Annotated in this window: 24 protein-coding genes; 15 read left to right on the top strand and 9 right to left on the bottom strand. The window is 43.1% G+C overall.

Annotated features, from left to right (window positions below; genetic code table 11):
- Nucleotides 1-24: 24 nt before the first annotated feature.
- From mgrA to AC1XUO_RS08735, 8 genes are all read left to right on the top strand, one after another.
- A complete protein-coding gene (mgrA, locus tag AC1XUO_RS08770) occupies nt 25-1047 on the top strand; it encodes an L-glyceraldehyde 3-phosphate reductase (protein ID WP_483329395.1) in 1023 nt (340 codons plus the stop codon).
- 149 nt (nt 1048-1196) lie between these two features.
- Nucleotides 1197-1928 carry a YHYH protein gene (locus tag AC1XUO_RS08765; protein WP_483329394.1) on the top strand — a complete coding sequence of 244 codons (732 nt, stop codon included), beginning with the start codon at nt 1197-1199 and terminating at the stop codon, nt 1926-1928.
- Nucleotides 1929-1933: 5 nt separating this feature from the next.
- Nucleotides 1934-2512, top strand: coding sequence for a toxin-antitoxin system YwqK family antitoxin (locus AC1XUO_RS08760; protein WP_483329393.1), 579 nt, complete (start codon nt 1934-1936; stop codon nt 2510-2512).
- A gap of 100 nt (nt 2513-2612) precedes the next feature.
- Nucleotides 2613-3128: an SCO family protein gene (locus AC1XUO_RS08755; protein WP_483329392.1), complete on the top strand. Its 516-nt coding sequence runs from the start codon at nt 2613-2615 to the stop codon at nt 3126-3128.
- Nucleotides 3129-3510: 382 nt separating this feature from the next.
- Nucleotides 3511-6753 (top strand): PQQ-dependent sugar dehydrogenase, encoded by a 3243-nt coding sequence (locus tag AC1XUO_RS08750; RefSeq protein ID WP_483329391.1) that lies wholly within the window; start codon nt 3511-3513, stop codon nt 6751-6753.
- A gap of 83 nt (nt 6754-6836) precedes the next feature.
- Nucleotides 6837-9287 (top strand): Ig-like domain-containing protein, encoded by a 2451-nt coding sequence (locus tag AC1XUO_RS08745; RefSeq protein WP_483329390.1) that lies wholly within the window; start codon nt 6837-6839, stop codon nt 9285-9287.
- A gap of 390 nt (nt 9288-9677) precedes the next feature.
- A complete protein-coding gene (locus AC1XUO_RS08740; RefSeq protein ID WP_483329389.1) occupies nt 9678-10088 on the top strand; it encodes a DUF4345 domain-containing protein in 411 nt (136 codons plus the stop codon).
- A gap of 116 nt (nt 10089-10204) precedes the next feature.
- Nucleotides 10205-12028, top strand: coding sequence for a glycoside hydrolase family 2 protein (locus tag AC1XUO_RS08735; RefSeq protein WP_483329388.1), 1824 nt, complete (start codon nt 10205-10207; stop codon nt 12026-12028).
- 308 nt (nt 12029-12336) lie between these two features.
- On the opposite strand, the gene AC1XUO_RS08730 is transcribed toward AC1XUO_RS08735, so the two are convergent.
- Nucleotides 12337-13206 (bottom strand): AraC family transcriptional regulator, encoded by an 870-nt coding sequence (locus AC1XUO_RS08730; protein WP_483329387.1) that lies wholly within the window; start codon nt 13204-13206, stop codon nt 12337-12339.
- A 163-nt stretch (nt 13207-13369) separates the two neighbouring features.
- Between AC1XUO_RS08730 and AC1XUO_RS08725 the strand changes: the two genes are divergently transcribed.
- From AC1XUO_RS08725 to AC1XUO_RS08700, 6 genes are all read left to right on the top strand, one after another.
- Nucleotides 13370-14203, top strand: a complete 834-nt coding sequence (locus tag AC1XUO_RS08725; RefSeq protein ID WP_483329386.1) for a phytanoyl-CoA dioxygenase family protein — start codon at nt 13370-13372, stop codon at nt 14201-14203.
- A 10-nt stretch (nt 14204-14213) separates the two neighbouring features.
- Nucleotides 14214-15308, top strand: coding sequence for a Gfo/Idh/MocA family protein (locus tag AC1XUO_RS08720; RefSeq protein WP_483329385.1), 1095 nt, complete (start codon nt 14214-14216; stop codon nt 15306-15308).
- Between the two features lie 20 nt (nt 15309-15328).
- Nucleotides 15329-16234 (top strand): sugar phosphate isomerase/epimerase family protein, encoded by a 906-nt coding sequence (locus AC1XUO_RS08715; protein ID WP_483329384.1) that lies wholly within the window; start codon nt 15329-15331, stop codon nt 16232-16234.
- 47 nt (nt 16235-16281) lie between these two features.
- A complete protein-coding gene (locus tag AC1XUO_RS08710) occupies nt 16282-17829 on the top strand; it encodes a hypothetical protein (RefSeq protein ID WP_483329383.1) in 1548 nt (515 codons plus the stop codon).
- Nucleotides 17830-17886: 57 nt separating this feature from the next.
- Entirely contained in the window at nt 17887-18429 is a 543-nt protein-coding gene (locus tag AC1XUO_RS08705; RefSeq protein ID WP_483329382.1) for an outer membrane protein assembly factor BamB family protein, read from the top strand.
- A gap of 75 nt (nt 18430-18504) precedes the next feature.
- Nucleotides 18505-19425, top strand: a complete 921-nt coding sequence (locus AC1XUO_RS08700; protein WP_483329381.1) for a sugar phosphate isomerase/epimerase family protein — start codon at nt 18505-18507, stop codon at nt 19423-19425.
- 39 nt (nt 19426-19464) lie between these two features.
- Here the strand turns inward: AC1XUO_RS08700 and AC1XUO_RS08695 are convergent, their stop codons facing one another.
- The gene (locus AC1XUO_RS08695) at nt 19465-20682 is read right to left on the bottom strand and encodes a DUF2254 domain-containing protein (RefSeq protein ID WP_483329380.1); all 1218 of its coding nucleotides are present in this window, start codon (nt 20680-20682) and stop codon (nt 19465-19467) included.
- A 685-nt stretch (nt 20683-21367) separates the two neighbouring features.
- Between AC1XUO_RS08695 and AC1XUO_RS08690 the strand changes: the two genes are divergently transcribed.
- A complete protein-coding gene (locus AC1XUO_RS08690; protein WP_483329379.1) occupies nt 21368-22612 on the top strand; it encodes a cation:proton antiporter in 1245 nt (414 codons plus the stop codon).
- Between the two features lie 112 nt (nt 22613-22724).
- On the opposite strand, the gene AC1XUO_RS08685 is transcribed toward AC1XUO_RS08690, so the two are convergent.
- From AC1XUO_RS08685 to AC1XUO_RS08655, 7 genes are all read right to left on the bottom strand, one after another.
- Complete coding sequence (locus AC1XUO_RS08685; RefSeq protein WP_483329378.1) at nt 22725-23024, bottom strand: hypothetical protein; 300 nt, start codon at nt 23022-23024, stop codon at nt 22725-22727.
- A 90-nt stretch (nt 23025-23114) separates the two neighbouring features.
- Nucleotides 23115-23564 (bottom strand): Hsp20/alpha crystallin family protein, encoded by a 450-nt coding sequence (locus AC1XUO_RS08680; protein ID WP_483329377.1) that lies wholly within the window; start codon nt 23562-23564, stop codon nt 23115-23117.
- 225 nt (nt 23565-23789) lie between these two features.
- The gene (locus AC1XUO_RS08675) at nt 23790-24176 is read right to left on the bottom strand and encodes a VOC family protein (protein ID WP_483329376.1); all 387 of its coding nucleotides are present in this window, start codon (nt 24174-24176) and stop codon (nt 23790-23792) included.
- Nucleotides 24177-24218: 42 nt separating this feature from the next.
- The gene (locus AC1XUO_RS08670) at nt 24219-24635 is read right to left on the bottom strand and encodes a DoxX family protein (protein WP_483329375.1); all 417 of its coding nucleotides are present in this window, start codon (nt 24633-24635) and stop codon (nt 24219-24221) included.
- A 12-nt stretch (nt 24636-24647) separates the two neighbouring features.
- Nucleotides 24648-25001: a YciI family protein gene (locus AC1XUO_RS08665; protein WP_483329374.1), complete on the bottom strand. Its 354-nt coding sequence runs from the start codon at nt 24999-25001 to the stop codon at nt 24648-24650.
- Between the two features lie 79 nt (nt 25002-25080).
- Nucleotides 25081-25650 carry a Crp/Fnr family transcriptional regulator gene (locus AC1XUO_RS08660; RefSeq protein WP_483329373.1) on the bottom strand — a complete coding sequence of 190 codons (570 nt, stop codon included), beginning with the start codon at nt 25648-25650 and terminating at the stop codon, nt 25081-25083.
- Nucleotides 25651-25881: 231 nt separating this feature from the next.
- The gene (locus tag AC1XUO_RS08655) at nt 25882-26649 is read right to left on the bottom strand and encodes a LytR/AlgR family response regulator transcription factor (RefSeq protein WP_483329372.1); all 768 of its coding nucleotides are present in this window, start codon (nt 26647-26649) and stop codon (nt 25882-25884) included.
- Between the last annotated feature and the right edge of the window lie 36 nt (nt 26650-26685).

The following is a 26685-nucleotide window of genomic DNA, read 5'->3' as shown; positions in this document are numbered from 1 at the left end:
AAAAACGGATTAAAAAAAAGACAAATGCAGTATACAGCAAGTGAAAGTAGATACCAGGGTATGGAGTATCGGAAATGCGGGAACAGTGGTTTGAAGTTGCCTGCGCTATCCCTAGGACTGTGGCATAACTTTGGCCATATTGATGTACTGGAGAATGCAGGTAATATATTAAAAGCAGCTTTTGACAATGGCATTAATCATTTTGATCTAGCCAATAATTATGGTCCACCGGTAGGTTCCGCGGAAGAAAATTTCGGGAAACTATTTAAGGATAATTTCATTCCGTATCGTGATGAATTGATAATTTCCACGAAGGCAGGGTGGGGTATGTGGCCAGGGCCTTATGGAGATTTTGGATCTAAAAAATACCTGGTTGCCAGTCTTGACCAAAGTTTAAAACGCATGGGTTTAGACTACGTGGATATTTTCTATCATCACCGCCCAGACCCTGATACCCCATTAGAAGAAACAATGGGAACATTAGATCTAATGGTCAGGCAAGGCAAGGCTCTTTATGTGGGTATATCAAGTTATCAGCCAGAAGAAGCCGCGGAAGCATTTGCCATCCTGAAACGACTGGGAACACCATGCCTGATCCATCAGCCAAAGTATTCTATGTTTGATCGTTGGGTTGAAAATGGGTTGCTGGATGTTTTAGAAGAAAATGGCGTAGGCTGCATCCCATTTTCTCCCTTAGCACAAGGCTTATTAACGAATAAATACCTGAAAGGTATCCCCGCAGCTTCAAGAGCCGCAAGCCATAGAGGCAATGGCGCTGTTGATGCGAACGAAATCACGGATGAAAAAATACACAAGGTGGGTCTGCTTAACCAACTCGCCGAAGAACGAGGACAAAATTTAGCGCAAATGGCACTTGCATGGATTTTAAAAGATCCACGGGTAAGCTCCGTACTGATCGGCGCAAGTAAACCAGAGCAGGTATTAGACAGCATTAAATGTCTTCAAAATGTTGAGTTTACGTCAAACGAATTGTCAAGGATCAATTCGATTTTAAATATTGATCAGGTAACGCAACTGGCCCGATGAGGTTTGTGTCGGGACCGTTTGTTGAAAATTGTAGCCGGCCTTATTAAACTTTTACTAGTTACAGTCGTCAAACGGATCAGAATGGCCAGAATTCTGAATGAAAATAAAGGAAAAAAACACGCAGTTTTATGAAATTATCCAACATCCAAATGACACTATTTAATTTTTTAATTGTGCTCATACTAAGCTGCTGCAGCAGCAGTGAAGAGGCGGTACCTGCCGCAACCGAAGTGCCGGAAGTGTATAAAAAAATTTACGGCGCTACAGACCTTTATGTGGAAGGCAACTTTGTCGTGATCAAAACCAGCGGACGGCCGGATCATAAAAGCCCGTATTACAAAGGCACAGCGTGGGAAAGTGCTTTGTATGAAGCTTACAATGGAGATAACCCCAACTTCGCTTTGAATCCTAACGAAATAGCGGATCAGAATTTTACATTTAAAATCCCGCTTAATCCAGTAGCAAGCACGTCGCACAGCGCTACACCTTTAGGTGCAATCGGTGTTTCGTTGAATGGCGTTCCTTTTTTCAATCAGTATGCCGGCCCTAATCAGCCTTTGACATTTGAAATCAATTCGTTTGATCAGCAGTTTGGTCATCCCACGGCAACAAATCAGTATCACTATCACGCTGAGCCTTATTACCTTACCTCAACAAAGGGGAAAGATGTTTTGCTGGGTTTTCTGCTTGATGGCTTTCCGGTGTACGGACCGACAGAAAATGGCACCACAGTTCAGAATACTGATCTTGATGCTTATCATGGTCATACACACAGTACGGCTGATTTTCCGCAGGGTATTTACCATTATCATATCACGTCGAATGATCCTTACATCAACGGAAATGGTTTTTACGGCACGGCTGGTACGGTGAGTAACTAATGAAAATGATGAAGAGAATTACTTCATGTTTGGTTTTTTTTGTTTTACTGCAATGTTGCCTGCTTGTAGCTTCTTGCATCAACAAAAAGACATCGCCGTACGGGAAGATCGAAACCGTTAATCTGGTGAAGCTCAACGTGACGAGGGGAGTGACCTATTATAACGCCAAACCATTTAGTGGCAAGTCATTTGTTTTGAATTCCGATGCGGACACGTTGGCAATTGATTTTTACCATCAGGGAAAACTTGATGGTCTGAGCAGGTCTTGGTATGCTTCAGGAAAACCTATGCAAGAACGTCTGTATGAAAACGGACGGAAAGAAGGGGTGCATAAGGGCTGGTGGTCCAACGGGAAAATGAAGTTTCAATACGAGTTCAAAAATGATGAGTATAACGGCCACGCAAAGGACTGGTACGAAAGCGGAATGCCTTACAAAGATTTTACTTATCAAAACGGACATGAGGAGGGTACACAAAAAATGTGGAACCTGGATGGAAGTATATACGCTAATTATGTGGTGAAAAACAATCGGATCTATGGTTTGTCGGGTAGGAAACAGTGTAGAAGTCTTCGGAAGGGGTAGTTGTTTACTCTTCATTTTGCTGACGTTTTTTTTAGCCAGCTGTAAAAATGAAGAAACATTACCCTATTACAACACGGCGGATTTCACTCCTCTGTGGGATATGGATACAGTGAAAAGTCCGGTGCATCGGATCGCCGAATTTTCGTTGATTGATCAGAACAATCAACGTATTTCTAATGCGATGTTTGACGGGAAGATTTATGTGGCGAATTTCTTCTTTACATCTTGCCCTGGCATTTGTCCCAAAATGACGGGCAATCTCAAATTGGTTGCAAACCAGTTTCAGGATAATAAAGACATCCTTTTTATCTCCCACTCTGTTATGCCGTGGGTAGACTCTGTCGCGCAGTTAAATCAATTTGCTTCCCGGTATAACATCCGTTCAGCCCAGTGGCATCTTGTGACAGGGAGCAAAGAGGAAATTAACCTGTTGGCACGCCGGTCGTATTTCGCAGAAGAAGAAATGGGACTGACCAAAGATTCTACCGGATTTGTTCATTCTGAGCACTGCCTGTTGATTGATCGGGAAAGAAGAATTCGGGGTGTTTACAATGGTACGCTTTCCCTCGAAATGGAGCGGCTTGCCGAGGATATTAAGATATTGATGAAAGAATGATCCAGGCCTGCTGCGCTTGGGAGCAGGTCTGAGTTTTAAGTTTTGATTGCCCGTTCGAAGATTTCTTCTGGCGGGCAATTTCTTTTTTGCTGCTTCCCTTATTTTTTTCTATTGCATGACAGGTCCATCTGAGGCCGTGCACATAAGGTTGCAACCCCGCCGGATGTAAAAAATCTTCTTCGCAGACAAATTTTTTTTGGACATTCCTCACATCTGCCTCGTTTTAAAGGGCTTACAGCGGGCTCTTTTCATTTAGGACATTTCTCTCCCGTATTTCAGACGTTTTTATCCCCTCACAATTTCCCCGGATACTCATATTTACACAATCAAATGCAATAAATAATTCGTTAAACACAATTTATTAACTTCTAAATGAATGACTATGAATCAAAAATTACCATGTTCAACCACCTCAAGGGTGTTTTTAGGTTTTCTGGCGTTTCTGTTGAGTCTGGTTCATAGCCAAACTAACGCGCAGACTTTTCCTTCGGGATTCAGCCGGGTCACTGTGACGAATGGTATGGCGAACAGTACGGCTACTGCGATGGACTTTGCACCTGACGGACGAATCTTTGTTGTCCAGAAAGATGGCAGAGTAAGAATAATTAAAAACGGGGCGCTCCTGGCAACCAGTTTTGCAACCATGTCGGTTAATCAAACGGATGAGAGGGGGCTTGGTGGGATTGTGCTTGATCCTAATTTTGCAACCAACGGTTATGTTTATCTGTACTATACCGTTTCAAATGGTTCTGCCAATCGCATCAGCAGGGTTACGGCGAATGGTGACGTGATGTTGGCTAATAGTCAGGTAAATCTTCTGGATATTCCTACGACCGGATTTACTATTCACAATGGTGGTGCGATGAAATTTAAGGGTGGTTACCTCTACGTTGCTGTGGGTGACCATGGCGTTTCCTCGAATGCACAGAGCAAGGATGTATATTATGGGAAAATCTTACGACTGAATGCCAATGGTACTCCTGCTGTTGGTAATCCATTTTTCAACGATGCCGGTGCTAATAATGCCCGCAAAAGTATTTGGACGATGGGGCACCGCAATCCATTTACGTTTGATATCTCGGAAACAGGAACGGTCTATGTGAATGATGTGGGACCCTCATCCCGGGAGGAGATCAATGACGCAACAACCGCAGGTGGTAACTACGGCTGGCCGAATGTGACGCACGGAAGTTCCGGGAGCGGATATGTCGGCGCTGCATTCTCTTATCTCAATTCATTTACACCCGTCATTGGCAACACAGACCAGGGCTGCGCGATTTCCGGCGGAGTGTTTGTAGATGCGGCGGTAAGCAATTATCCGGCCTCACACAAGGGCAAATATTTTTACCTTGACTGGTGTAATAACTGGATTAATTATATTGATCCGGCTACCAAAGTGAAATCAACTTTTGGGAGCAATCTGGGTGCTGATCTGATAGGAATCGATGAAGGGATAGACGGTAACCTGTACTATCTGCAAAATGGGGTGGTGTATAAAATTATTTATACCAATACCAGTGCACCCGCCATCACGAATAATCCGGTGAATGTGGCAGCTGCCCAGGGGCAACCCGCTTCATTTACAATCAGCGCCTCCGGTGCGAATCCTTTAACCGTGCAATGGCAAAAAAGTGGGGTCGATATTCCTGGTGCGAATGCCCTGACTTATACGATACCCAGTGTGACAGCGGCCCAGGCAGGGCAGTACCGGGCAAAGGTGACCAACAGCTTTGGAACTGCTTTCAGTACTTATGCAACCCTTACCGTATTAGCGTATAATGCTCCACCGGTAGCGCAGATACTGACCCCGTCTACGACGACAACGTATTCCTATGGAGATATCATTTCCTATTCCGGTAATGCGACCGATGCGGAAGACGGAACTTTGCCTGCATCAGCCTTTACCTGGAATGTCGACTTCCATCATAACACCCATTCGCATCCCAGCGTAGGTACAACGGGTACCAAAACGGGTTCATTAGAATGCAGTTACGGTGAACCGGCAGCGAATGTATGGTACCGGCTTTCGCTGATTGTGAAAGATTCACAAGGCCTGGCAGACACTGCGGTGGTGGACATTTATCCTAAAACTTCGACGGTCAGCCTTGTTACGCAACCTGCCGGTTTAAAGGTCAATCTGAACGGATCGCCGAATACAACACCCTATGCTACATTAGCGGTTGAAAAATTTCCATTCACACTGGGTACAGATCAATATCAAACACTGAACGGAACTTCCTACGAATTCTCCGGCTGGCAGCACGGCGGAACGATGAATCAGAATTTTACAATTCCTGTAAACGATGTGACCTATACTGCCGTATTTGTTCCGTCCACTCTGGTGAATACGACACTTACTGCCAACAAAGATGCTTACACACGCGATGGCGCCAACGCTGGTACCAATTACGGAGCTACTGATCCCGCAAAAATGGAAACCAAATTGGATGGCACAGCGAATAGCGGTTTTAACCGGGAAAGTTATTTAGGCTTTGACCTCACTTCTATAAGCGGCGGCGTTACCACAGCACAAATACGCGTGTTTGGAAACCTCGGTGGTGCGGGTTTGATTCCGGTTTCCATGTATTCGGTTTCCAATGTAACCTGGACTGAGTCAACCATCAACTGGACCAATAAGCCGGGTGCGAGCACGGCGCCACTAGCCACAACGGACGTTAACGATGTCGCCGGAAAGTATTACACCTGGGACGTAACCAATTATGTGAAGGCAGAGAAGGCGGCGGGAAGAAATCTGATTTCATTCAACATGAAAAATACCGTAACCAGTGGACCACAAACGGTATGGAGCACTAAGGAAGGGGCAAATGCGCCACAATTGATTATTACTTCTTCGCCAACTGCACAATCTCCCTTTGGCGGCATAGCAGTGGCATTACCCGGTAAAATAGAAGCGGAAAACTATGACCTTGGTGGCCCGAATGTAGCGTACGCGGATGTTACTTCCGGCAATAGTGGGGCAGCTTACCGGACGGATGACGTGGATGTTCAGGCTGCGACGGAAGGCGGTTATAACATCGGATACGCGGTGGCCGGGGAGTGGACAGAATATACGGTAAATGTAACTGCTGCCGGTAATTATAACTTTGAGTTTCGTGTTGCCGCCATTGCTGCCGGAAAAACAATGCACCTTGAAGTCGATGGTGTCAACGTAACCGGCCCCATTGCCATTCCTGTTGGTACTTCATGGCAGGATTTTAAAAGTGTTACTATTCCAAACATTCCTTTGACGCAGGGACAGAAAGTGTTTAGGATTGTCATGGATACTGCCGACCAGAATATCAATTATGTCAATGTTACAACGGCAAATCCGGCAAGACTTGCAGCGGCATCTGTAATGGAAGAATTCTCAGAAGAGAAAACTGCCGTGATCTATCCGAACCCAACGCGTGGCCTGATCACCGTTGCCACCGAAGTACAGGTTCGATCCTCCGTTTTCATTTCGATCTATGATATTTCCGGAAAGCGGTTGCTATCCAGAGAGTTCAAAGACGTAAACGGCCATTTTGAAAAGGACTTCGATATCAGCGCTTTCCCTTCCGGCGAATTTGTTTTGAAGATCCAGGCCGGAACACAGATCCAGTCCGGAAAAGTAATCAAAAACTAACGCAAGAATTAATCGCCATGACCGGTTTTGTGCTAAAATCCGGTCATGGTTTCAAAACCCCATAAACCAAAACCAAAAATCATATGAAAAACCTAAAATTTACAATTCCTTTACAGCGCCGGTTTGTCAGTCACAAGGGGTGTCAAATAATTTTTATGCTGGCATTTTTATGCTGTTCTTTTTCGATTGCCTTCGCACAGAGTACCGACAAGTTCTTTGGAATGAATTACTGGGAATACCAAACGTACACGAACGGGGTGACGGTTGATAAATTCGCAGAAAACATGGCTGAAACCAGTACATGGAACTGCTCCATTGTGAGGATTGGTGGTAATTTTCCCAATGTTTCAAAAAATACCGCTGCTGACAGGGATTGGTACGTTACGGCGATCAACAATATCAAGTCAATGAATCTCATCCCGCTCGTCCAGCTCCCAATTGATCTGACGGCGACAGAGACAGCCCAGTGGATGGACTATTTTAATGTTACCAAAAACCTTGGTATTGTTTATTGGGGAATCGGTAATGAACCTGACCCTTCCAATAACTGGGATGCGTGGTATGCCGGAACTGTTTATCAGGACGGGTATAATTACGCAGGCTGGAAAAACCAGTTCCGTATCATCGCGAAGGCTATCAAGGCAAAAGACGCTAATAGTATTGTCTGCGGACCCGACTTCCGCCATTGGTGGGGAACTGCCACAACGGGCCCTTTGGGACAATGGTATAAAGATTTTCTTAACGGTGCATCGGGAGTAGGCACAGACACTTACAATGGTGATCCTATTGTCGATATTTTCGCTTTTCACTTTTACGGTGATGCCAATGAAGGAACCATGGCGGGACGATACGCGATCCTGAAATCGATGATTGATGCCACGAACACTCAGCGCCCGGCCAATCAACCACTGAAAATTGCAGTAGGAGAGTATAACACGGAGGTAAGTGTAGACCCGGGTGTTTTTTCAGCGGGCCAGTACATGGCGATCATGGCGAAACAGGCGTTGGCAAATGGCGCTGTTTATTTTACGCCCTGGTCAGTCGAAGAGGGAAATAAGTTCAGAATGCTGGAGAGTAATGGTACGCTTCGTTCTACGGCCCAGCACATGAAAATGTTAAGTCAGAACAAACGGGGCACTTACATGCAAGGCCAGATCAATGACAATAACACCTACAACATCATGGAGTTTGGTATGCAGGATGCGAACGGTTATACCATTATGTTAATGAATAAATCGGCGACGGACTATCCGTTTTCGGTGAAATTCTCTACGGCAGGCGGTACTTATTCTGCGGCCAATACACCGTTGAAGTTCAGATTTAACGCGAGTGTGAATATTGATTTTTCAAACTCGATCTTATATAAAAATTCAACCCTGTTGTTTAATTTCGACGCAGCCGGTAATATGCTGAAAAAGATTGAATACCGTAGCGGTTACACGGCTCCCGTTACGACAAACTATCCGGTAGCCAACCCAGCACCGAGTGTATCGCTGGTGTCAAGTGCTACCAACGTTACCTACGGGACACCAATTACGCTTTCGGCAAATGCCAGCGATACCGCCCCGGGTACGGTTTCATCTGTGTCTTACTACGACGGGACTACCTTGCTGGGAACCGATAACACAAGTCCGTATACCTATAATTGGGTCAATGCCGGTGTGGGAACGCATAGCGTGACCGCCAGAGCGACAGACAACGGAGGTGCGACTACAACTTCTACGGCGATATCGGTTACAGTGACGGCTGCGGGAAGCGATCCTCTAACCCAGTCTTATTTTCATGTGATCAACAAATGGAGTGCGGACTACCTGAGACCAAAAGATGGCCTGGCAACTTCACTAATCGTACAGGATGCGGAAGCTGCGGCACCTACTTTGAGTTCTTTTCAATGGACATTTAAGGCAGCTCCAACTTCGGGCTATTATCATATTGTCAATAAATATTCGGGTTATGCCGTTCAACCCACAAACGGTTCTGTTGCTGATAATACGACTTTATCACAGGTTGTTCTAACGGCTTCAAATGAAGGAAACACTGAACTCCAATGGGAGATTGAAGTTTCAGATGAGGCTGGGTATTATTGGATTAAAAACAGAAAATCCGGACTGTATATTCGTCCGTCCGGTGGTTCGCTCGTCGATCTTACCAACATTGTTCAGAATACATTGAACACAACTTACTCGTCATTTAAGTGGAGTTTAGATGATCAGGGAGTAATACCCGGCGCATCTGCCAGAATTGCGGCGTCCCCTTTATCGGGAGAGGAGTTATCCGAAAAATTACCGACAACCATCGTCTTTCCAAACCCTGCTTCTGATATGATCACTGTTACCACGGAGACGGACACACAATCGCCGGTATCTATTTCGATCTATAGTCTTTCAGGTAATGAGGTGTTATCAAAAGAGTTCCGGAATGTAAAAGGTCACTTTGAAGAACGCTTTAATATCAGTTCCTTTTCATCAGGCGCGTTTATTTTGAAGATTACAAATGGCAAACACATTGAATCCAGGAAATTTATAAAAAAATAATATTGTCGTCTACAGTAGCAGCGCTGGAAGTTCCTGACTCTGTTATTGTATGAGAAGAATGATGCCAACTATTGACAACCATCCGGTTAATTGCCGGATGGTTGTTTTATTTGGCAGGCACTGTTCACCTCGATCTGATTGAACAAGGTGAAGAACTTTGGCATATCGCACCCGGAATTCCCAAATTGGGGGGCGGACCGATGGAGAAGCTGATATGAATCGATGGGGAAACTAGTTTACCCCGCAGCCTGACCAGGAAAAGCACTACGGCATAGTATTCCAGTGATTACGTTACGGTTTATTCTGCTTCTCACAGGTATCACTAATTTTGGATACTTTTAGTCGGCTAGTTGGGGTATGATTTAAAAAGACATTTGTATATTGAGAAGAATGAACGGAACTGAAAGCAAGAAACTGTTACAAGTTATGATGTGCCTGCTGGCATTGGCGCCAATATTATCCGGAATACTTGGGTTACTAGGAATTTTCAACCCCATCTATCCTGGATTGTCCGATTCAGAAAATGTTTTATTGGACAGCAATCTTCGCTTTTTGAACGGAGTTTCCATTGGGTTGGGAACATCCGTCTTTGCAGTTATTCCAAATATTGAAAAAAAGACTTTTGTTTATCGACTTATTTGGGGAATGATATTTTTGGGCGGATTGAGCAGGTTACTATCTGTCTGGTCCTTGGGCCTGCCGCCATTTCCTATGCCGATTTTCATGGCTATTGAGATTATTTTGCCTATTCCGTTTGTATACTGGCAGAAACAAATCTCGGTGAACCATCGGGATACCTAAACCATCCATTAGCGTTGGGTAACTAACCTGGCATATTTATTTACTTGTCATCAAATATCCTTTCCTGAATATCAATTGACTGGAATTCAGGATTGAAAATCTGAAAACAGGTAAAAATGCAACATCATACCAATTACGGTTCATCTGAAAGCAAGGAGGCGTCGCTGGACGCTGGAATAATTCATGAAGATATTCCGAGGGCTGTTCTCAGGCCAAACGAATACGTCTTACTGGACGGAGCATGGAAGTTTGAGATCGATTCTGATGACAGGGGTATCAGAGAAAGTTGGTATACTCATCATGACTACACGCAAACTGCGAACTGGCCTGGCAGTGTTGAGCAGCACCTGGCTGCAACGCAGCACGACTGGAAAGACCAAATTGTGGTTTGGTATGAACGGGAATTTGAAATACCTGAACCTTCTTTATCAGCAGAATTAAGTGACACCATCCTTCAGCTTACTTTTGGCGCTTGCGGTTACCAGACTCAGGTCTGGTTGAATGGTATGCTACTTTCAACCATTGAAGGGGAAGAAAAACACTTTGGGGAATATACATCTTTCTCCTACGAACTTGAAACATTGCTACCAACTAACCGGCTAACTGTCAGGGTATGCAGTAGTATGGATGCGGATATCCCACGCGGGAAACAAGAGTCGCATGTTTACAAACGCGGAGGAATCTGGTATCAGACATTTACCGGTGCTGTTCGTAGTATATGGCTTGAAAGAGTTGAGCGAAACCGATTACGTTCCAGAGTAGGCGTTGTGAGTATTATTGAGGATGATCTTGTTCGGTTTACCTTAACAACGCGTATTCATGATCCGGGTGAATACAAAATTAAATTGTCAGTTTTTCAGGTCGGTGGCGACAGCCTTCCTGTGGCTGAGGATGAATATGACCTGGTGCTGGAAGCAGGACAGAAAGCGCAGCGGCTTGTGGTAAATTTGAATGAAGCACTCTATTGGTCAGTAGATTATCCAAATTTATACCGCTTAGTCGCGCGACTGGTTGATAAAGAAGGGTCTGTTTCCGAAATTGAGACCAAGTTTGGACTGAGAAAATTCGAAGCCCGAGGCAATCGGCTTTACCTGAATAATGAACCGATTTATATGGATGGTATTCTTTATCAGCCGGGAAATTCAACCTATGATCAAATAAAAAAACATTTGCTTGCTATCAAAAAGCTGGGATGCAACCTGGTCAGAATACATATTGCAGGAGTGGACCCTCGGGTATATAAACTTGCCGACAAAATCGGACTATTATTGTGGGTTGAAGTTCCTAGCCCGCACCAGTCAACCCGGAAAAGCCGGGAAAACCATCGTGCAGAACTTGTGCGTATGCTTACGCTAATCGGAACACATCCGTCAGTTGTCATATGGAGTCTATACAATGAGGACTGGGGTGCGCAGGATATTGCCAGTAATGCTGAAACCCGAGAGTATATTATTGATGTGTATCATTTTATGAAAATTTCCTATCCGCAGTTTCTTGTTGTAGATAATGATGGCTGGCAGCATATCTCCTGCGAAGGAAGGCTAAAATCAGATTTGCTTAGTGCGCATTTGTATACCCCCGAACTTGAACAATGGAATAGGCTGCTTGATGAACTTACTGCGGGCAACATGCAGACCGTAGCAGCTTTTCCGCTTGTGGTCGGAGATCCGTTTTTTTACAGGAAACAGGTACCTTTAATCGTAAGTGAGTGGGGAGGATTTGGTTTCAAAGACTATGGTGGGCCGAAGGATGATAATGACAGGGCAAGCCAAATCGCACTATTCAAACGGGAGCTCAGAAAAAGGGCTATTGCAGGGGATGTCTACACGCAGGCAACCGATATCGAAGAGGAGCGAAACGGATTAATCGATCCGCTGACAGGCGTTCTTCAGGTGAGGCCAGGTATGCTTTCCTCAAAGGACATGAAGCCGTTGATTTAGTGGAATTTCAAGCAATGCCCAATAGATTAGTGCAGTCGAAATATATTATCCGTATCTGCCTCTATTTAATTCAAATAGAGGCAGATACGGATAATTATTTGCAAGACATCCCATCCGAATTTCACAAGAGAAGGGTCTTTGTATTATTGGTGGGGCTGCCAGTGTTGTAGATAGTTAATTATACGGGTAAATATTTTAATATTAACGTGCAGTGATTATCTTAGAGTAGACTGTTTTTTAAACAAACCAGAATCAACCTACCTGGCAGTATAGAATTTACCTCATCATGTCCGCAATATTAAGACTTATTATGTATTTGATCCCGGAGACTCCCGAAGGAAAAATTCTTTTCTATATTTCATCGGCGACTGTTTTAATATTTTGTTAAAATGTTCACTGAAATTTGACCAATTATGGAAACCGCTTTCATAACATATTTCGGTAACGGACTTTTCAGTGGTCAGAAGTAAATTACAGGCGTGAGAAATTCTGATTTCAGTTAAAAACCGGATGTAAGTTTTCTTTGTATTTTTTTTGAAATAATGGCTGAATGCCGACTCGCTTTGATTGGTTATAGCTGCAACATCTTTGAGCAGGATCTTGTTTTGAAAATTTTGCATCGTGTATTCGAAAACCTTGTGGATACGATCCTGATCCTGTTTAGAAACAGAAACGATCGGCGAATTGGTAAGGAAGGTTATTTGATCTGAAATACTGATCTGGTTCAAACAGTTCAGCAGAGCCGAAAGCTGGGAAAAACCTGTCAAGGATTCTATTGATTTTAAGGTATCACCAACCGCTATTTTAAGGGCGCCTTTTAACGCGATACCATGTGATGCATTTTTTAAAAGGTTGTTTATTTGTTGCATTTCCGGAAGTTTCAGGAATGCTTCACCGAAAATCTCTTCCTTGAACTGAACAACCACAGCGCTTCCGTTCGCCTCTGTTTCTTTTTTTCGAAACCAATGCGGCAGGTTTTTGCCAAGCAGAAAAACATCACCTTCTTCATATTCTCCGATAAAGTCACCAACAAATACCGAACCTTGTCCCACAGTCTCTATAAGCAATTCATACTCTTCATGTTGGTGCCAGGGTGTTTCAAAATAAGGCGTCGAATATGTTCTGGCAACAAATGATGAACTACTGTCTATCGGTAACTTCTGGATAAGTGGTTTCATCTGGTATGTTCTAAGTTTCAGGTATCATTTCGACCACGATATTCAAAATAACATATAAAACTAATGATATTCTGATAGAAATGCGACAGAATATCCCGGTATTTTGTATTGTTAATATTTCAAGAACATTTATCTATATTTTGATAACAGGCCAAATTTACTCATGGGAAAAGAACTTAGTATAACCGAAAAATCTGATTTCGAAAAGGACGGTTTTTTAATCAAGCGTAACTTTTTTAGTCAGGAAGAAATTGATCTTTTATATAGTCTGGCAACAGATGAAAGTGTGACTAGTCATGCTTTTGACCTTAAAGATACCAACGGAAACCGTACAAAACTGACGCTTTGGTTTACGCCTGGCGACGATTCTTTCGGGCTGATGTCCAGGTCGGAGCGAATGATAAAAGCAGTGGAAATGCTGCTCGGGAATGAAGGAGAAGTTTGCCATTTTCACTCCAAAGTTATGCAAAAAGAGCCAAAAAAAGGTGGCGCCTGGGAATGGCATCAGGATTACGGCTATTGGTATAAAAATGGTTTTTTGTATCCGGAAGCGATGATTTCGGTCATGGTTGCGCTCACGGATGCCAATATTGAAAACGGTTGTTTGCAGGTTTTAAAAGGGACCCACAAAATGCAGCGTTTTGAGCACTCATTTGTTGGTGAGCAGCAGGGTGCCGATCCGGATTTCGTAGCGGAGGCTGAGAAAAACAGTGAACTTGTTTATGTGGAACTGAAAGCGGGTGACACACTATTTTTTCACAGCAATATTCTGCACCGTTCGGATGCCAATTTATCAGATAAGCCACGCTGGTCAGTCATTTCGGCGTATAATTTATCTTTCAACAAACCTTTCAGGGAAAAAAATACGTCTTGTATTGAACCTGTAAAAATGGTTGCGGATAGTGCATTGCTGGAAAGTGGCAAACAGGTTGTCAAACAAGCAGACTTTTTGAGCAAAGATGCTGAAATTACTTTGCAGGATTTAAATCGTTCTTAACGGGTTTGGGATGCATATTGAACTTGAATATTTACCTGTTTTTCCTGAAAATAAATCCATTGGCATTGGCTGTGTAGGAGCCGGTTTCATTATGGCCGACTGCCAGTTGGTAGCTTACAGAAATGCCGGATTCAATCCGGTAGCGATCACCTCGCGGACCTTGGCCAACAGCCAGAAAGTTGCACAGCGGCATAATATTTCAAAGGTGTACGCATCATACCAGCAAATGTTTGCAGATCCCGAAGTGGAGGTGGTTGACATCGCTGTGCCACCCGATGGGCAGATTGCTGTTATCAAAGAGGCCGTCAAACACAAAAACATCAGGGCGATTTTAGCTCAGAAACCTCTGGGAATGAATTATTCCGAGGCTTTGGAAATAGTCAGGATCTGTGAGGATGCAGGCGTCGTTTTGGGTGTAAACCAGAATATGCGTTATGATCAATCGGTAAGAGCCTGCAAAGATCTGTTAAACAAAGGATTGCTTGGCAAACCGGTTTTCGGCTCAATTGATATGCGGGCAATCCCGCACTGGACAGGCTGGCAGGCGGGTATGGGCTGGCTTACTTTAAGGGTAATGAGCATTCACCATCTGGACACATTCCGCTACTGGTTTGGAGACCCGAAAAGTGTTTATTGCAGTGTTGCGCAGGATCCGCGTACAGTTTCAAAATTTGCTCATGACGACGGCATCGCACTGTATATTCTCGAATACGAAAATGGCATGTGCGCCTCTTCCTGGGACGATGTCTGGACAGGCCCCGCCCGAGAAGGTGCGGAGGAAGATATTTACATCAATTACAGGGTGGAAGGCCTTGACGGCATGGCGAAGGGAAGTATCGGTTGGCCGAATTATCCTGCGCACAGCCCGAGCACACTGGATTTTACCTGCAAAGAACTTTCCGGCTGGCAACTTCCGCGCTGGCAAGAGGCCTGGTTTCCGGATGCCTTTGCGGGGCCAATGGCGCAATTGCTGTTGGCATTGGAACAAAATAAGGAGCCGGAGATCGGTGGGAGGGATAATTTAAAAACAATGGCCCTGGTAGATGCCTGCTACGTTTCGGCAAGAGAGCACCGGGCGGTAGAGATTGCAGAAATATATTCTTAAAGAAGTAATATGATGGACTTATGATTCAGGTTGGAATTTTTACCGGTTATTTTCCTTACGATTTGCCACAAACAGCTGCCCGAATCAGGGCGCTTGATTTCAATACCGTGCAGCTGGACGTATCTTTTAAAGACATGGATTTGTCGAAAAACGCCCTTGATTCAGCAAAAGCCAAAAAGATCAGGGACACGTTCAGAAATAATAATTTGCCGATATGCTGCATTTCAGGTTATACCAATCTCGTACACCTGGTACCGGAAAAACGCAAGGCAAATCTGGATCATCTCAGGCAGATTATCCGGTATGCCAACGAATTAGGATCACCCTACGTGATCAGTGAAACGGGGACATACCATTTGGAAAGTGACTGGGTTTCGGACCCGAGAAATAAAACGGAGGAAGGTTATGCTGAATGCCGTGATGTGATCGGTGAACTTGTAGATTTTGCCCGTCAGCATGGTGTAACGTTTTGCGTGGAAACTTATGTGAATAATGTCATCGGATCTATTGATGAAACATTGCGGCTCTTTGCCGATATTGATCATCCAAATCTGGGCCTGCTGATGGATCCCACCAATTATTTCGACGAGCACAATATTGGTAACATTGATCTGACAATTAATAAAATATTCGACGCTTTGTCTGATAAAATAAAAATTGCTCATGCAAAGGATGTAAAGCTGGCGTCAAGCTCCGTTGGCGTGGCGATGGCCGATATTGATGGTGACGAGGCACACGCACTTCGTGGTGTGGGCATGATCGAATTACCGGCACCAGGGCTGGGTTTTCTCAATTATGATCTATATCTCAAACGGCTCGCCATGAAACATCCGAATATACCGATTATCATTGAGCATCTGGAAGAAACAGATGTGCCAAGGGCCAGGCAATTTATTCATGAGAAGTTACTGACCAACGGCTTGTAAGCTCTGACAAATCAGCGGTTAACCTTCACCGGAACATCATTAATTTTATGATAAAAAATAACTACAAATCAGTTGCTGGTTTACTGGCAGGGGCACTTTTGCTGGCATTACTCATTGCTTTCATACCAGGAAAACGGCCGAAATCTTCAGTCGATGATGAATGGATCAATTACGGTCACGACGCTTCAAATAATAAATTTTCTCCGCTCTCGATCATCAACACGGAGAACGTAAGCCAGTTGAAGGAGGTTTGGAATTATCAGGACAGCAAGGACGGTTCCAGTATTCTGTTTAATCCACTGATTGTGAAAGGCAGCATGTTTGCCTTTATGCCAAGCGATAAGCTGGTAGCGCTTAACCCGGAAACCGGAAAGCTGATTTGGGAATTTATTCCTGACAGTACCGACGTGAGCACCTGGACCCGGGGTGTCACTTTTCATCCTGGCAAGAATGGAAGACCTGATGCCTTGCTTTTTGTTTTTGGGTCAACGCTTTATTCCATCGACACCTCGACGGGAAAACTGATCAAAGATTTCGGTGATCAGGGGAAAGTAGATTTTTATACAGGACTTTCCGTGGAACCGTCGATGAAAAAGCGGGTCCATGTTACTGCCAATGCGCCCGGTGTCATTTATGGAGATTATTTCATTGTTGGCTGCAAAGTTCCTGATGAACTTCCATCTACGTCCGGTGACATAAGGGCATTTAATGTTAATACCGGAAAGCTGGAATGGGTTTTCCATACCATACCCAGAGAAGGGGAATTTGGATATACAACCTGGCCAAAGAATGCCAGGCAGAAAAACGGAGGTGCAAATTGCTGGGGTGGCATGGCCCTGGACGAAAAGTTAGGGATCGTTTACGTTCCTACTGCTTCGCCTTCTTTTGACTTTTACGGTGCCGACCGGGAGGGAGAAAATTTATTTGCCAATTGTCTGCTGGCTCTGGATGCGAAAACGGGTAAAAGAATATGGCATTTTCAGACAACACACCATGATTTGTGGGATCGGGATAATGGATCTCCGCCGAATCTAGTGCAGGTAAAACACAATGGAAAACTGATCGATGGTGTAGCGTTGGTAACAAAAATGGGATATGTTTTCATGTTTGACCGGAAAACAGGCAAGCCCTTATTTCCGATCAACGAAGTGCCGGTTCCGACCAAAAGTGAAATGCCGGGAGAAAAACCCTGGCCCACCCAGCCCATACCAAGCAAACCTGCGCCATTCTCGCGGCAGGGCTTTAAGCCTGAATATTTCAGCACAATAACGCCGGAAGTAACACAATTTATCAAAGACCAGATCGCAGAAAATAAATACAACACAGGCATTTACGAACCGCCAAGCCTCCATGGTTCCCTCATCGTACCTGCCGCACACGGCGGTGCAAACTGGGGCGGCGCATCCTTCAATCCTAATACAGGTGTCATGTTTGTCAACGCGATTGATATGCCGTGGTTTCTTCAGTTGAAAGATATTAAGTCGTTGAAAAAAGACAATGATGAAAGTGGCGAAAATTTGTTCAAAATGTATTGCAGCAGTTGTCACGGAGCAGATCAGAAGGGGACCAATTTTGGGCCGGATATTTCTTTATAAGTAAAGAACTATGTCAGAGAAAATCTTGAAAACTTTATCAAAAAAGGCGCGGAACCGATGCCTTCGTTTCAGCACTTGCCGCAGCAACAAATTGATGCTATCACGGCCTATCTGAAAGGGATCGATGTAGTAGGGGATAAAGGGAAAATGCCGGATGCTGATGAATCGGCAAGGAAAGAACCTTATGGTTTTTCCGGTTATGAATTTTTCAAAGATCCGAATGGCATTCCGGCGATCAAGCCGCCATTTTCTACTCTGAATGCCATTGATCTGAATTCCGGCGAGATTTTGTGGCAGGTCCCGCTTGGGGTTGATAAAAAACTGGAAGCGCAGGGTATCAAAAATTCAGGTATTTTTAATCGTGGCGGGGGAATTGCTACTGCCGGCGGACTGATCATTATCGGTGCAACAGTAGATCAGATGTTTCGTATTTTTGATCAGAAAACCGGAAAAATATTATGGGAAAAAGAACTGCCCGGAAGTGCTACGGCGGTGCCTTCCACTTATTCAATCGGTGAAAAACAATACATCACAGTCGCGGTAAGCCCAAATCCGGGTAAAGGCTATTATGGAGGTTATATCACGTTTAGTCTGGAATAATGTCATAGATATTGAAGTCTCCTTGGTCTCGAATGTTGAATGTGCGCTTGTAAATCAATTAATCTCAAAATACTTATGAAAAATCAGCTTACTGATATACCACGTCGTCAGTTTATGCAAACCTCCGCTCTGGCGACTGCGGGTCTGTTTGCCTCTTTATTTCCGCAAAAAGCAAACAGTATGTTTTTCGAAAATGGTGTTCAAGTATCTGCGCATCTCTGGGTTTATGCGAGTAAATATCCGCCAACCTGGGACTGTTCTGCTGACTTGCCGGAAGTGTTCGCAGACATCAAGTCGGCTGGTTATTCAGGAATTGAACTGATGGATGTATTGCTGAAAGCTGATGATTCTGTCGAACGAATTAAAGCACTGATTAAAAAACATAATCTTCCGGTAACAGGTTGTTCCTTTGGAGCCGACATGTGGAATAAGGCAAAACATGATGAAATTCTTTCTTATGCCACGACCGTTATCGACAGGTTGCACCAGCTGGGTGGAGAGACTTTCGGGGTTTCGGTGGGCAATGCAAAACGCCTTAAAACGGACGAGGAATTGGATGCCCAGGCCAATTTGTTAAAAAAATTAATACCAATTTGCAAATCAAAAGGCATTACCCTCAACCTGCACAATCATACCTACGAGGTTGAAAACAACTTTCACGATTTGAAGGGAACAATTGCCAGAATTCCGGATATCAAGTTAGGGCCTGATCTTAACTGGCTGATTCGGGGAGGAGTAGATCCGGTCTGGTTTATTGAAACTTACCAAAAGCAGATTGTGTATCTGCATATCCGGGACCAAAAGGAAAATGGTAAGTGGACCGAAGCGGTAGGCGAGGGTGTGACGGATTTTAAAGCTATTGCAAAAGCATTAAAAAGAATCGGATATAAAGGAAGAGTTGCGGTCGAACTCGCTTTTGACGAACCTCCGAAACGCCAGGTTTCTGAATCATGGAAAATGAGCCGCACTTATGTGAGAGATGTGTTTGGTTGGTAGTTAACTTGTTCCGTATGGGTGTTACTAAAACTAGTTTAATTATTCTGATAACGACTCTATCGTTAACTGATGGGCCGCTATTTTACTTAAAATACGATCAAAAATTGTGTTAGAGGTTATATTTTTCAGTTGTAAGCAGATCAGAGACAGCTCGTTGGACAACAATCTGTCATCTTTCCCATAATCCCAAATCGGACTTAAGATGTCAGTTACAATTGTTTCGAAGCTGATTTCCGGGACTACAATTATGGCCGAACCCTGATCATTTTTGACAACATTTTCCGGGAAATGGTCTGACCGGTAGAGAATTAATGAAGAAAGGGCACGTAAACTTATGATGGCTGTGCCTGGATCGTTGATTCCCGGGCTCAGGGCTTTTAGTGCTATTTCACGCAACTGGGTAAAACCGTAAACATAATTTTCATTAATGGTTTGATTAACAGAGAATGAGGCCTGTTCAATAAACTGTTGCTGGACATTTTCCGGCAGAAATTTACTCGAAGACATAAGTGTAGTTCCGGGCAGCACATATCTTCCAGGAGTCAGCTGGACAGTTATTTCAACATGATGCTCTTTGCAAAGTTGTGTTAGACCTTTGAGATTAATACTTTCAAAAATTCCCGACTTAACAGCTTTAATCTGGTAAGGTGTCTCCGGCTGAGTGATGATAGTCGGACGCGCTTTCTCGGGGCAAGCCTTCTTAAGAGCATTGAGCGTATCATCAAATATCCGTTGGATCACGACCTCATATTTGACCGACTGAGTGATGTAATGCAGAAAATAGATAAATAGAAAAATGTCCGAAATAGTAAAAAATATTAAAAGGTATGTACTGAGAGCAGGTATGTAAATGCCCGAGTCAATGTCACGGATAGTGCTTAGCAGAAAAAATGCGTATATGATTGTCCCAATGTAGATACCTAAAACGATCTGTTGAAATTTATTTCCGATTAGTTGGCCTAATACGCGGTTACTCATTTGTGATGCTGCCTGATTAAGCACAATCATCACCATCGAAAAACTGAATACAGTCAGCGATATTATGCCAGATGCTATGGCACCAATAATGCTTCTTGCCGTCGAGGCATCCTTCAATCGTAGCCAGTGAAGTTGCCCCTTAATTGATTTCCCTAGTTCGGAATGATCAATTGATATCATTGTACCACACAAAACCAGAAATCCCAGCGCAATAATGGCAGGAAAGAAAGCTATGCTGTTAACCGTTTTCAGGTATTTTTTCTTTAAAAAACGCTTCATTTTTATATTTTAAAACCAATAATTGCTGTCAAAATATTTCAGTATAACTAAATTTGAATGGCCAGTACTGCGGAATATTATGAAAAGTTTTACCAGTGAATTGATAATTTGCTCAAAGTTCAGGGCTACATGATTCAGTCTTGAAAAGAAACATGAAGTAACTTCTTTCCCTTAGGTAAGGATTTTAAAAGTATCATTCTTTCGAAGAACCCAGCCCGCTGCGACTGGTCATATTCCTGAAATAAAAAACTCGGTTTTAAAACATTAAGAAAGATTGCGACGAGCCACTTTCACCTGCAAAGACATCCGGCAATTCTTCGCGATGGTTTATCGCTGCCCATATACCTCAAAATATTCAAAACATATTTCGAAAGTTCTTATAATCATGCCAGCTGTTCAGGCACATGTAAAGTATATTTGATCCATAAGGTTTGGATTTTTTTCAGTAGTCATAAATATGTAAAATAATATTAATAAATTCCAGATGGTCGTGGTCTTGCTGGCATGGTTATAACCACCATTATAATTTAATAAATTGCATTGCTCCGATTTTAATCGAGCCAATGTTTTCGCTTGTTATGTCCAATCAACGCTACTTTTTTGGATTCACCAAGCCAGAAAAGATATAACTGGAAATTACAAAAGGTAAATTTTTAGTTTAACAAAAATTAATATATCAGTGCCCATGGAATTATTTGTCCTGTTCTCAATTTTGATCTCGCTTGCCGCGCTTTTCTCCTACCTTAATGTGCGTTTTTTGAAACTGCCTTCGGGTATAAGCCTGATGCTGATGGGCTCAGTTGTTGCATTGGCAGTAATTGCATTAGGTAATACTTCGAGCCGTTTTTCAGCTGTCGTTGTAGAGGAACTGGCCTTAATTGATTTTTCTGAATTTATTCTGGGAATCCTTTTAAGCTTTCTACTCTTTGCTGGATCTCTGCATATGCACCTTCCGGATTTAAGAAAATCGGCAAAAACCATAACCAGCTTCGCCATAATTGGCACCGTATTATCTACTTTTATCGTTGGTTATGGTTTTCATTATCTGACAATGCTCTTCGACATTCCCATACCGATTGTATTCTGTCTGCTACTTGGTGCACTGATAGCCCCGACTGACCCCATCGCCGTGATGGGGATCCTTACAAAGGCGAAATTATCCAAGACCGTTGAGACCAATATTGTTGGAGAATCGCTTTTCAACGATGGTATTGGTGTTGTGATATTTGCGACATTAATTCAGATCGCATCCGTGGGTATCGAAAATTTCGGCCCATCCCAGATCGGCTTGCTGTTTCTTCAGGAGGCAGTAGGCGGCGTGCTTATGGGAGGAATAATAGGTTATGCGGGTTACCAGCTGATGAAATCGATTGATCATTTCCAAACAGAAATACTGATTTCGCTGGCGATGGTCATGGGAGGGTATTCACTTTGTCATTTCTTACACGTTTCCGGCCCCCTGGCCATGGTTGTAGCCGGCATAATGACTGGAAACAGGGGAAAGGCACGTGCGATGAGTGACATCACGAGGGATTATTTAAGCAAGTTCTGGGAAGTCAGCGACGAGATTCTCAACGCAATATTATTCCTCTTGATCGGTTTGGAAATTGTTGTAGTTACTTTTGAGGTAAATTATGTAATCGTCGGGCTTATTACAGCCGTTATGATTGTTGTCGTAAGATTTGCTGTGCTTTATTCGACTGCCATTACTTTCGGTTTTCACAGGCAACTTGGACATGGCACATTGAAAATAATGGCGTGGGGAGGTCTGCGTGGCGGAATTTCCATAGCGCTAGCACTTTCGTTACCAGCAAGTCCGTACAAAAATATAATTGTGTCAATTACTTTTGTAATTGTACTTTTTTCAATCATCGTGCAGGGGCTTACGATTGGTTCTTTGATCAAAAAGCTAGCCAAGGATACAAAATAGATCAAACCTGGGAACACTTGAAGAAATCGGTACGAACAATCATTTATCCAAGGATTGAAAAATTGTAGTTTAATCTGTAAACCTGGAACGGAGATTGGTAAGATCGTTTTTTTTAAATTACACCCAGATTAAAAAATTTAAAAGCATCCCTTGTGATGATCTTGCAGTTTTCAGACAGTTCGTCCAGATTGCAGCCAGCTGTGCCGATAATACTACCTGAAATTCCTTCGGTTTCGAGCAGGCTTATCCGCAGCACCTGGGTTTCCGGATGTGTCGTTTTCCCCTTTAAACTATTAAATGTTTCCAGGGCGAATTCCTTATCAGTACTGATCATAAACCGTCCTATTTCACGGATACCATTCAGGGCTCTCATTTGGATAACAATTTGATAAGTGGTGTCCATATTTTGCATTTCAAAGGTGTTTTTGATTGATCTTTATCATGAATGGATTTTATACAAAAAAGAGAAGACCTGCCAGATCACAGGTCTTCTCTTTTAAAATTAGCCAATCTCGATTAATCTTGGTCCTTTATGTTTGGCCTCTTCTTTCTTTGGAATTATAAGTTGCAGCAAGCCATTTTCATATCGCGCAACAATTCCTTCATCATTGACTACATCTTTAGGCAATATGAAACTTCTTTGGAAAGACTGATAGCTGAATTCCCTGCGGCTATAACCGTCAAACTGGTTTTCTTCGTGGTTTTCTTTTTGTGAAGAAATGGTCAGCAGGTTATTTTCAAGCTGGATTTTGAAATCCTTCTTTTCCAGTCCGGGAGCTGCCACTTCCACGCCAAAGCTATCTTCTGTCTCCTTAATATTCACCGCCGGTACGGTAGTCTGAGTCGAAGAGAAATTACTGTTGTCCCAGTTAAAAAGTTCACGGCCAAGGAAATCGTCGACCAGCGCTGGGATTGCAGAAAATGAATTCCGGTTCCTTTTGATAATTGACATGACTATTATTTTTTAAAAGTTAAACAATGATTTTAATTCCCGATACATCGCGCATCTAAAAGCATTTTATCAAACTTTGTTCCAAAAATTCCCGACGCGTCAGTTACCGCAATTGCTCTGAATTATTCTGACAATTTTACTTTTTCAGACATTAATTTTGACAGATTTCAATGCGAAAATAGTAAAAACAAACTGACAAAATTTCGGATTATAGCCTCAAATAATCTATTCTCCTGAGTGCAAGCCTACCATATTTCCCTCTGAATCGATAAAAAACGCCATGTTTCCTGTTTCAGGATCGATGTTTGTTTTCGGCATGGTAATCTGGCCCCCGGCGTTTCCTATTCTGTCCAAGACGAATTGCAGATCGGGATTTGCGTTAAGGTAAATTATGGCTCCTTCGGTACTTGGTTTGTGATTTGGACTCTTCACCAGCGCACCGCCTGATTTTGGGCTTTCGGTTGGAAACATGGCCATCTGCATACCCATCATGTCCATAGGCTGCATGTTTATTTCAAAAATGGTTTCATAAAATTTCTGAGCCCTGTCTATATCATTAACCGGAATCTCAAACCAGTTCAGAGCATTGGTATTTGCGCCTAATTTTTCCATTTTATTTGTTGTTTAAAGGTGAATTTATGAATAATAATACGCTTATCCGACGACTCGTTTGTCCCGTGCAACATAACGTGCAAAACCAATTAAAGCACCGGTAACCATAATGTTACGAAAGAAGTTGACAATTTCAAGTTCCCGCTCCCTGGCCAGATCGGTGGTCATGTTTTCAACACCCAATTCGTGACCCATTGCCCTGGGAAGATGAACTAATACAGCCATCAAAACTACATAAAGTGCCATGAGTGTGTAGGCAAGTTTATCGAATTTGCCAATGACCGCGCTGACAATAAATGCGATGATGCAAAATGCGGTGAAATAATTCCAGAAATAAGGCATTGGAAGATAGTCGGGAACGAAAGCTGCGCCTACGTGAGGTTTACCAAAATGCAGCCCGACATACATCAGAAAGGAAAGCGGAAACAACCATCGCCCGAGATTTAAAATTTTGTCCATGATAGCTAAATTTTAACTGATGGGAAATGGAATAATGGGACGTATTTCGACACTTCCATGTTTGTATTTCAAAATCGGGCAGCTTTTGCTCCATGCCTGCACTTCTTCCGGGCTATCTGCCTTACAGATCAGGAATCCTGCTACGAGCACATTGTTCCCTCCTTTATCCGGTCCTGCATGAACTCCTTCATTGTTGATAACCATTCCCTGGTATTCAATAGGTTGTGTCGCCAGAAGTTTGCCTTTCATGGCAATGTTTCCGATCCAACCCTGCCAGGCCGGCATGTCTTCGGCCATATCCTGCGGTGTAAGTATGTAACTGTCGTCTCCGCTGATGTTACGGAATAAAAGCAAATAATCATTCATCGTTCGCGATTTTAAATTGTGATTGATGGATCAAAATTCTGCAATTAAAAACCGTTTCGTGTTGACAAATGTCAAGGTTTTAGAGCTTGCCTTTAAGCCGGCTGAAAGTTTCCTGTGATATGCCAAGGTAGGATGCAATAAGTTTGCTGGAAAGCCTGCTCATGAGCTTGGGGCGGTATTCCATAAGCCATTTTATCCGTTCTAACGCAGTTAATGAAACAAAAGTATTGATTCTGTAAACCGAATTGGCATAGGAGGCTTCCAGTATTTGCTTGTATACTTGATCAAACTGCGGAACAGTTTCCATCAATCGCTGAAAACCCTGGCGGTCAATGGCTAAAAGTTCAGATGGTTCAACCGTCCTGATATTTTCAGCAGCGGGTTTCTGGCTTCCGAAACTGATCAGTTCAGAACACCAGTTATTTTCAGTAATAATGTCCCGGGTGGTTTCATTCATTTCTTTGTCGTAAATAAAAACCTGCAGACAACCGGACGCTACGAAGTATACGTATTTACATATCTCTCCTTGTCTCAAAATATCTTCGTTGCGCTTTAATTTGAACGTTTGAAAGGTCGCCAGAACATCGTCGATGTTATCCGGTGCGCTACCAAGGCGATCTATAATGTGTTGTCGAAGTGCGTTAACCATTTTCTCATCAGTGTATGTTGTACGAAATGAAATATTTTTATAAATAAAGCAATATTTTAATAAAAGATGCGAAGCTGAGTATGTTTGTTTAGGTTAATTTAATTTTGATCGAGTCTCCTTTCTTTTTAGTTCGGAGCAGTTTTACAATGTTGAAAGGGCTTGAATTTGACAGATAATTTGATCAGAAATTGCAAGCATTTTGAGAGAATAATTTGTACGCAGTTGTTTAACCTATCCGTCAAGCCATGCTTTAAATGCAGACGCTTTTTCTCTGCTAACCAACACCTCCTGGGACGTTTCAGGACGGAGGTCTATTTTTAGTTTTCCGTTGAAATAACTGTGTATCTTTTGAATAGCCGTCACCCTGGCTATGAACTGGCGGTTGAGCCGAAAGAAACAGAGCGGGTCCATCATCGATTCCAGTTCTTCCAAAGAGTAGTCAATCAGATATTGGCGTCCATCACATCCCACCAGACAAGCGAGTTCATTGGCTGTGTAAAAATACGCAATCTGGTCCTGATGTATCGGAATCAATTGCTCGCCATTTTTAACTAAAAATCTCATCTTGTGCGTTTTATTGCGTATTTCCAGACTTTTAAGTAATGAGTCGATTTTTTGCGCATACAACTCGGGAGAGAAATCACCTTTGAGGTTTTTATATTTATCGATCGCCTGTTGAAGTTCGTGTAATTTGATCGGCTTCAATAGATAATCGATGCTTTTTACCTTAAACGCCTTGATCGCATATTCGTCATAGGAAGTGGTGAAAATGATGGGACTATGTGCAGGAAATGCTTCGAAAATCTGAAAACTTAGTCCGTCTGAAAGCTGAATGTCTGAAAAAATCAGATCAACGGTCATTCCGGATTTGAACCATTTTTTTGCAGCCTCCACACTATCGATCGAACAAGCAATATCGATTTTTGGATCCAGTTTTTTTATCAGTTTTTCCAATCGCTCGGCTGCCGGGTATTCGTCTTCAATAATCAGGGCTTTCATAGGCGCAGATGATTTAATTCAGATTCGGGGTATTAA

The sequence above is a fragment of the Dyadobacter sp. HNCC25DJ186 genome (assembly GCF_056895235.1).
This window is presented reverse-complemented; position numbering and strand designations above follow the sequence as displayed.